At 75.9% G+C, this 6,738-nt stretch carries 4 protein-coding genes; 3 read left to right on the top strand and 1 reads right to left on the bottom strand.

Annotation, left to right across the window (positions count from 1 at the left end; all coding sequences use genetic code 11):
- Window positions 1-67: 67 nt before the first annotated feature.
- On the top strand, window positions 68-613 hold the full coding sequence (locus J0670_RS25945; protein WP_207814089.1) for a hypothetical protein: 546 nt from the start codon (window positions 68-70) through the stop codon (window positions 611-613).
- A 221-nt stretch (window positions 614-834) separates the two neighbouring features.
- Entirely contained in the window at window positions 835-2,064 is a 1,230-nt protein-coding gene (locus tag J0670_RS25940) for an FAD-binding oxidoreductase (RefSeq protein ID WP_207814088.1), read from the top strand.
- Between the two features lie 123 nt (window positions 2,065-2,187).
- Here the strand turns inward: J0670_RS25940 and J0670_RS25935 are convergent, their stop codons facing one another.
- Window positions 2,188-5,598 carry a S8 family serine peptidase gene (locus tag J0670_RS25935; RefSeq protein ID WP_207814087.1) on the bottom strand — a complete coding sequence of 1,137 codons (3,411 nt, stop codon included), beginning with the start codon at window positions 5,596-5,598 and terminating at the stop codon, window positions 2,188-2,190.
- Window positions 5,599-5,847: 249 nt separating this feature from the next.
- Between J0670_RS25935 and J0670_RS25930 the strand changes: the two genes are divergently transcribed.
- Window positions 5,848-6,381 (top strand): SigE family RNA polymerase sigma factor, encoded by a 534-nt coding sequence (locus J0670_RS25930; protein WP_207814086.1) that lies wholly within the window; start codon window positions 5,848-5,850, stop codon window positions 6,379-6,381.
- The last annotated feature ends 357 nt before the right edge of the window (window positions 6,382-6,738 follow it).

Here is a 6,738-nt window from a genome sequence, read left to right as displayed (position 1 = left end):
GCGCGAACACCCCGCGAGCGCCGCGGCCGGACACTGGGGGCCCGCAGCCCGGCAGGGGAGAGAGCGCATGGACGACCGCACCCACCACCCCGCCCAGGCCCCCGGGGCGGGCGCCCGGGCCGGCGTCCTGGGCGCGGCCCTCGCCGGCGTGCTCGCCTTCGCCCTCGCCTCGGGCTCGTGGCAGTGGTTCTCCACCTACATCGGCGCCACCCTCCTCGCGATCCTCCTCTCCTCCACCCGCCCCCCGACCCGCGCGGCCGGCACGGCGGCCGGCCACGCGCGGGGCCTGGCCGCCTACGCGCTGGTCGTCGGACTGTGCGTGGCCCTCGCCCTCGCCCCCGCCATGCAGCGCTGGTCCTGGCTGTTCCCCATGCCGGGCACCCGCCGCGCCTGCACCCACCTGGGCGACTACGCGCGGCTCCGGGCCCAGGCCGGCCTCGCGGACCTGGCCGGCCACGACGGCGCCGCGCTCGCCGCCGCGCAGGACGACCAGGCCCGCCGCGCCGTCGCCGAGTGCCTGTCCGCCACCACCACGCTCTGGCTGCCCGTGTACGCGCTCGGCGCGGCCCTGCTGACCGCCCTCGCCGTCCACCTGTTGGACCGGAGACCGTGACCGGAACCTCGGTGGCGCCCTTGGGCGCTCGCGCGAACACCGCTGTGCCATGGTGACGGCATGTCAGAATCGGTAGTGTCGCTGACTCCTGGGGAGAACCGCGGACGATCTCCGCATCCGTGTCACCGACGCCGACCGGGGCGCGGCGGCACGGGTCGGGCGTCGGGTCGGCTACAGGCGCCCCTGCTGTCGGGAGCGCGCGGACAGGGAAGGTGTGTGCGATGAGCGGCGAGCGACGGTCGTCCGACCGGATTCTGATCGTGGGGGCCGGTGTGGTGGGAGCTTCGATCGCCTACCACCTCACCCGGCTGGGACACGACAACGTGGTGGTGCTCGACGCCCGGGACCGTACGCAGTTCCCCGGATCGACCGGTCTGGCTCCGGGATTCATCGGCCGGCTCAGCGCCAGCCCGGAGCTCACCGCGCTCGCCCGGGACAGCGTCGCCACGTACCGCGCCCTTTCCCGTGATGGAACCGACGAGGTCTTCTGGCAGGTCGGCTGTTTGGAGGTCGCCACCACCGAGGCCCGGTTGGAGCAGGCTCACCGCGATGTCGAGCACGGCAGACGCCTCGGAGTCGAGGCGCGGGTGCTCGGCCCCGCCGAGGCCGTCGCGCTGGCTCCTGCCCTCGTCGACGCGGACCGGGTGCGAGGTGCCCTGTTCGTCCCCGGCGACGGTGCCGCCGATCCCGTCCTGCTCACCCAGCGGCTGGGGGCCGCCGCCGAGCGGGCCGGGGCCCGCTTCCTGTTCGGGACCCCTGTCACGGCGCTGGAGAGGGAGGGCGACCGGGTCACGGGTGTGCGCGCCGGTGGGGAGGCCGAACTGCTGCGGGCCGACCGGGTCGTGCTGGCCACGGGCATCTGGGGGCCTGTGCTCGCCGGGCGGGCCGGCATCCGGCTGCCCATGGTGGCGGTGCAGCACCCCTATCTGTACACGGGTGAACTGCCCGGTCTCGATGACACGTTCATCGATGCGCCGATCGTTCGTTACCCCGACCACTGCGTCTACACCCGCCGTCACGGCCGCCGCTTCGGACTGGGGAGTTACGCGCACTCACCGCTGCCTCTGCGGCCCTCCGTTGATCTCGTGTCCGCCGAACGCCCTTTCCGTGAAGCGGACTTCGGTGCCGCCCTGTCCGACGCCGCCTCCCTGGTGCCGGTCTTCCGTACGGCGCCGCGCGGACGCCGGCTCAACGGGGTGTTCGCGCTGACGCCCGACGAGCTTCCGCTCGTTGGACCCGCCCCCGGCGTGGACGGCCTGTGGTTCGCGGAGGCGTCCTGGGTCACCCATGCGGGGGGCGTCGGCCGTCAGCTCGCGAACATGCTGCTGGAGACGGGCGAACTCCTCGTCGACCCCGCGTGGTTGGCCCCCGGGCGCTTCGCCTCGCGGAGCGACCGGTGGATCCACGAGACCGCCCTCGCTCACTACCAGGGCATCTACGAAACGCACTGAACACCATGCGTGCCGGCCGCACCGAGCCGCGGGCCGCCGCCGGACGCCGTTCGGCGCCCGGCGGCGGCCCGCGCATCACCCGGCGGCGGCCCCGCGCGTCATCCGCCGCTCACCGGCGGATCGTCAGGGCGCCAGGCGGTAGGCGCGCAGCACGGTCTGCTCGACGGTGGAGCCGTCGGCGGCGCGGGCGGCGGCCTTGAGCGAGACGAAGCCGCCGGCGCCCGGCGGCGGGTCGACGGTGACGCGGTAGCCGCCGTCGGCCGGGGCGGCCGGGGCGTCCTGCCAGGTGGCGCCGTCGTCGAAGGAGACCCGCACGTTCAGGCTCGCGGTGGCCGAGGCCGGGGCGCCGCTCTGCCGTTCGACGGTGGTGAGCAGGGTGTGCCGGTGGCGCGGCACCTGGTTGTCCGGGTCGACGGGGGCGGTGAAGCGGACGGCGTCGACCGGCAGCGCCGTGCTGCCGGCCCCGGGGGCGGCGGCCGAGCGGAAGGTCCAGACCGCCTCGACGGTGCCGGACAGCGCCGCCCAGGGCTCGGCCCGTACGGCCTTGGCGCTCAGCCGGTAGGCGGCGTCGGCGGCCGGCACGGCGAAGCGGGCCTGCTCCCGGTCGCTGCCGCCCACGCGCTGCCCGTCGCGTTCCAGTTCGAGGTGGACGGTGTCCTCCAGCCGCAGCGGCCACGGGGAGCCGAAGTGGCCGGGGGAGGCGTCGCTGAACAGCTGCGGGGCCAGGGTGAGGTAGCCGTCGCCGGTGCGGGCCATGGTGGCCGCGCCTTCCTGGTCCGGGGCCAGGCCGGGGCCGATGACGGCGGCGTTCCAGCGTTCCGCGCAGGTCGCGCCGGCGGCGCAGCGCACCGTGCCGCTCTGGCTGACGGCGACGGGGTGGACCATCTCGTCGCCGGGGCCGACGTCCTGACTGAAGAACGAGTGGCGGACCTGGTCCTTGACGGTGTAGTACTCGGTGCGGGTGGCCGGCAGCGCGAAGGAGGGCTGGCCGATGCTGAGGGCGCCGACACCGCCGGCGGACGCGAAGCTGCTGAACTCGCCCGCGGTGCCCGGGCGCTGGGCGAAGTAGCGGGTGTTGAGCGTGGCGAGCTCGCCGGCCTCGACGGTCAGCGCCGGGTCGGGCAGCCCGCCGGTGGTGTGCACCAGCAGGTCGTAGCGGTCCGGCAGCCGTCCGTTCTGCGTGGCCGGCCCCACCTGGAGGCTCTGCGTGACGAAGTCGACCCGGCCGGCGACGGGCCGGGCGGTGGGGACGACGTACAGGTTGCCGGGCCGGGTCAGGACGGTGGCCGAGCCCGCGCACTCGCTTTCGGCGGCGCTGCCGGCGGTGCGGTAGCAGTAGCCCGCGGACAGCGACCAGCCGGTGGTGGCGCGGCCGGGGACGGTGACGGTCAGCTGCCGGCCCTCGCGGGCGTCGACGGCCAGCCGGGTGTCGCCGCGCAGCTCCAGTTCGGGCTGGAGGAACAGGGTCATGGTGGCGGCGCCGGTGCCCGAGCCGGGGGTGGCGAGCTGCCCGCCGAGGTTGTAGCGGCCCTCGGGCACGCGCACGGTGGCGGTGCCGCCGGTGAAATTCAGCTGGTAGGCGTCGCGGGTGTCCAGGTCGACCAGGCTGATCAGCGACCAGGCGTTCCAGGTGCTCGGCCCCAGCGGCGCCCCGTTGCGGTCGACGGCCGTCACGGTGACGTCGTGCTTCACGGCCTCGCGGGTGAGCGCGTAGGCGGTGGTGACGGCGGCCCCACCGGGGCCGCTCGCGCGCACCCGCCCGGTCAGCGACGCCCCCGAGGGGACACGGGCCGGATCGACGGTCACAGTGGCCGGCGCCGTGGCGCCCGGCGCGAGCGTCAGACGGGCGGGGGAGACGGCGAACGCGCCGGGTGCCGCGGTGGTCTCGACCGCCAGGTCCAGGGTCACGGGCTCACGGCCGTCGTTGTGGTACTCCACGGTGCGGGTGAGCGGCTCGCCGCCGGGCGGGCCCTCCAGATGGATCCCGGTGCCCTCGGCGGTGGCGTACACCTCCTGGGCGGTGGCCCGGGCGAGGTCGACGCGCCCGGCGCCCTGCTCGTACGCGCCCTGGCCGGCGGCCGGCGCCGCGGAGGAGACGAGCGCGGCCTTGAGCTGCGGGCCCTTCCACTGCGGGTGCTGCTGGGCGAGCAGGGCCGCGGCCCCGGCCACGTGCGGGGCCGCCATGGAGGTGCCGGAGATGGCCGTGTACCGGTCGCCGACCGGCTCCTGCCCGTCGGTGCCGGCCGCCCGGGCGGCGACGATGCCCACGCCGGGCGCGGTGAGGTCCGGCTTGACGGCCTGGTCGCCGATGCGCGGACCCCGGCTGGAGGAGCGGGCGAGCGTGCCGTCCCGGTCGACGGAGCCCACCGTCAGCGCGGCGTCCGCCGACCCGGGCGTGCCGACGGTGCCCTGGCCGCCGCGGTTGCCGGCGGCGGCGACGAACAGGGTGCCGTAGCGGGCGGAGAGCGTGTCGACGGCCTGGGCCATCGGGTCGCTGCCGTCGGTCGGGTCGCCGGTGAGGCTCATGTTGACGATCGGCGCCCGGGCCGCGGCCCACTCCATGCCCTGGAGCACCCAGGACTCCTGCCCGTTGCCCTCGTCGTTCAGCACCCGGCCGACCAGCAGCTCGGCGTCGGGGGCGACCCCCTTGAACCGGCCGCCGGAGGCGGCCCCGGTGCCGGCGACGATCGAGGCGACATGGGTGCCGTGCCCGTCCGGGTCGGCGCTCACCGGCGCGCCGGCGTCCCCGGTGAAGTCGGAGGTCTCGCCCAGGGAGCCGGCCACGTCGGGGTGGCCCCGGTCGATCCCGGAGTCGAGCACCGCGACCTTGACGCCCTTGCCGGTCCAGCCGGATCTCCAGGCCTGCGGGGCGCCGATCTGGGCGGTCGAGTGGTCCAGCGCCGCGCGGACCTTGCCGTCCAGCCAGACCTTGTCCACGCCGCCCGCGGCGAGGGAGGCGCCCGGCCGTGCGACCAGCTGCCACAGCTCGCCCGCCCGCGCCTTCGGGGCGCGCAGGGCCGCGCCGTGCACGCTCTCCAGCGGGCGTACGGCGGTGGCGCCGGCCGGCGGCGCGGCCGCGGCCAGGCCCGGGGCGCCGGCGTGCTGCGAGCCCAGGATCAGCGGCAGTTCGGCGGTGTGCGCGTCGTCGTAGCCCTGGGCGATCAGCCCGGCGACATCGAACAGCCTGGGGTCCAGCCGCCCGGCCTCCAGCGGCCCGACCGCGTCCGAGGGGACGAGGTTCAGTGAGCCGGGCGCACCGGAGCGCTGGACGAAGGCCACGTCCTCGCGCCCCGGCCCGGGCCGCACACCGGCCAGCGCCACCGCGCCGTCCGCGCCGACGTGGGCGGTGACCGTGTCACCGGTGACCAGGGTGACCTGGACCGCACGGCCCGGCGCCGGCCCGTCCGCCCCCGCCCCGGCCGCCGGGCCGGGAGCGGCCCAGCCGACCGGGGCGGCCAGCGCCCCGACCAGCGCCGCGCCCAGCACGGCGCCCGGCCACCGCCCTCGCCTGCCGTACCCGCGTGTTCCTCGCACAGGTGTCCTCTCGATCGGGCGGCACCACGGATCCCGGGGCCGCGCACTGGTTCTGGCGAGGAATCGACGGAACCAACGACAGCGCAGGATGTCATCCGATGATCAGAAATCCGGAAGATCCGTCATATCGCTCGCGACCGGCGGACCTTCCCACCCCACGCGACCGGCGAACTTTTCCCGCCACCCGTGACATCCCGCCACCGGGTGCGCTCCGTCGGAGTGGGCAGAGACGAACGGAGGGCACGCCCTGTGCGTAGCGCAGACCTGGAGGAGTTCCGCGGCTTCGCCGAGGACCGGTTGCCGCACCTGCGGCGGACCGCGTACCTGATGTGCGGCGACTGGCACCACGCCGAGGACATCACGCAGACCGCACTGACCAAGCTGTACGCGGTGTGGGGAAGACGGCACCGGATCGCCAACGTGGAGGCCTACGCCCACCGCGTGCTGACCCGCACCTGCATCGACCACACCCGGCGCCGCTGGCGACGGGAGGACCCGACACCCACGCTGCCCGACCGGCCCGGCCCGGGCACCGACCCCTCACTCGGCCTCCAGGTCCGCGCGGCGCTCGCCGCCCTGCCACCGCGCCAACGCGCCGTGGTGGTCCTGCGGTTCTGGGCCGACCTGGACATCGCGGACACCGCCAAAGCACTCGGCTGCACCGCCGGAACCGTCAAGAGCCACACCGCCCGCGCACTCACCAAACTGCGCACCCTGCTCGGCGACACCGACCCGTTCGACGAACTGGCCGTCGCCCCGACCCCCCTGAAGGAAATGCTGTGACCCACCACGACGCCCTCGACCCGCAGGACGAACTGCGCACCCTCCTCGCGGCCGGGCTCGGCGCCGAACCGCCGCTGCGCCCCGGCGCGGTGGACACGGCCGTCGCCGCCGGACGCCGCCGCCGACGCGCCGAAGGTCCCGTTCTGCGCCACCTTCGCCCTGCCCAAGGTCACCCCGCTGCCCGGCGTGCCCAGCCCGCAGGAGGTCGCCCCGCGCACCGACTGCCACCTGGTCGAGCTGCCCTCCGGCGCGCACGGCGAGGCCGTGACCCTGACCCCCCGCCAGGGCGGCCGCGTCTCCCAGTACGTCCGCCTCCAGCGCGCCGACGGCCGGACGGTGACGCTCCAGCAGTGGGCC

It is taken from the genome of Streptomyces sp. FH025 (assembly GCF_017427025.1).
GTDB lineage: Bacteria > Actinomycetota > Actinomycetes > Streptomycetales > Streptomycetaceae > Kitasatospora.
Note: the sequence above shows the minus strand (reverse complement) of the source record. Positions and strands in the feature narration are given on the sequence as shown.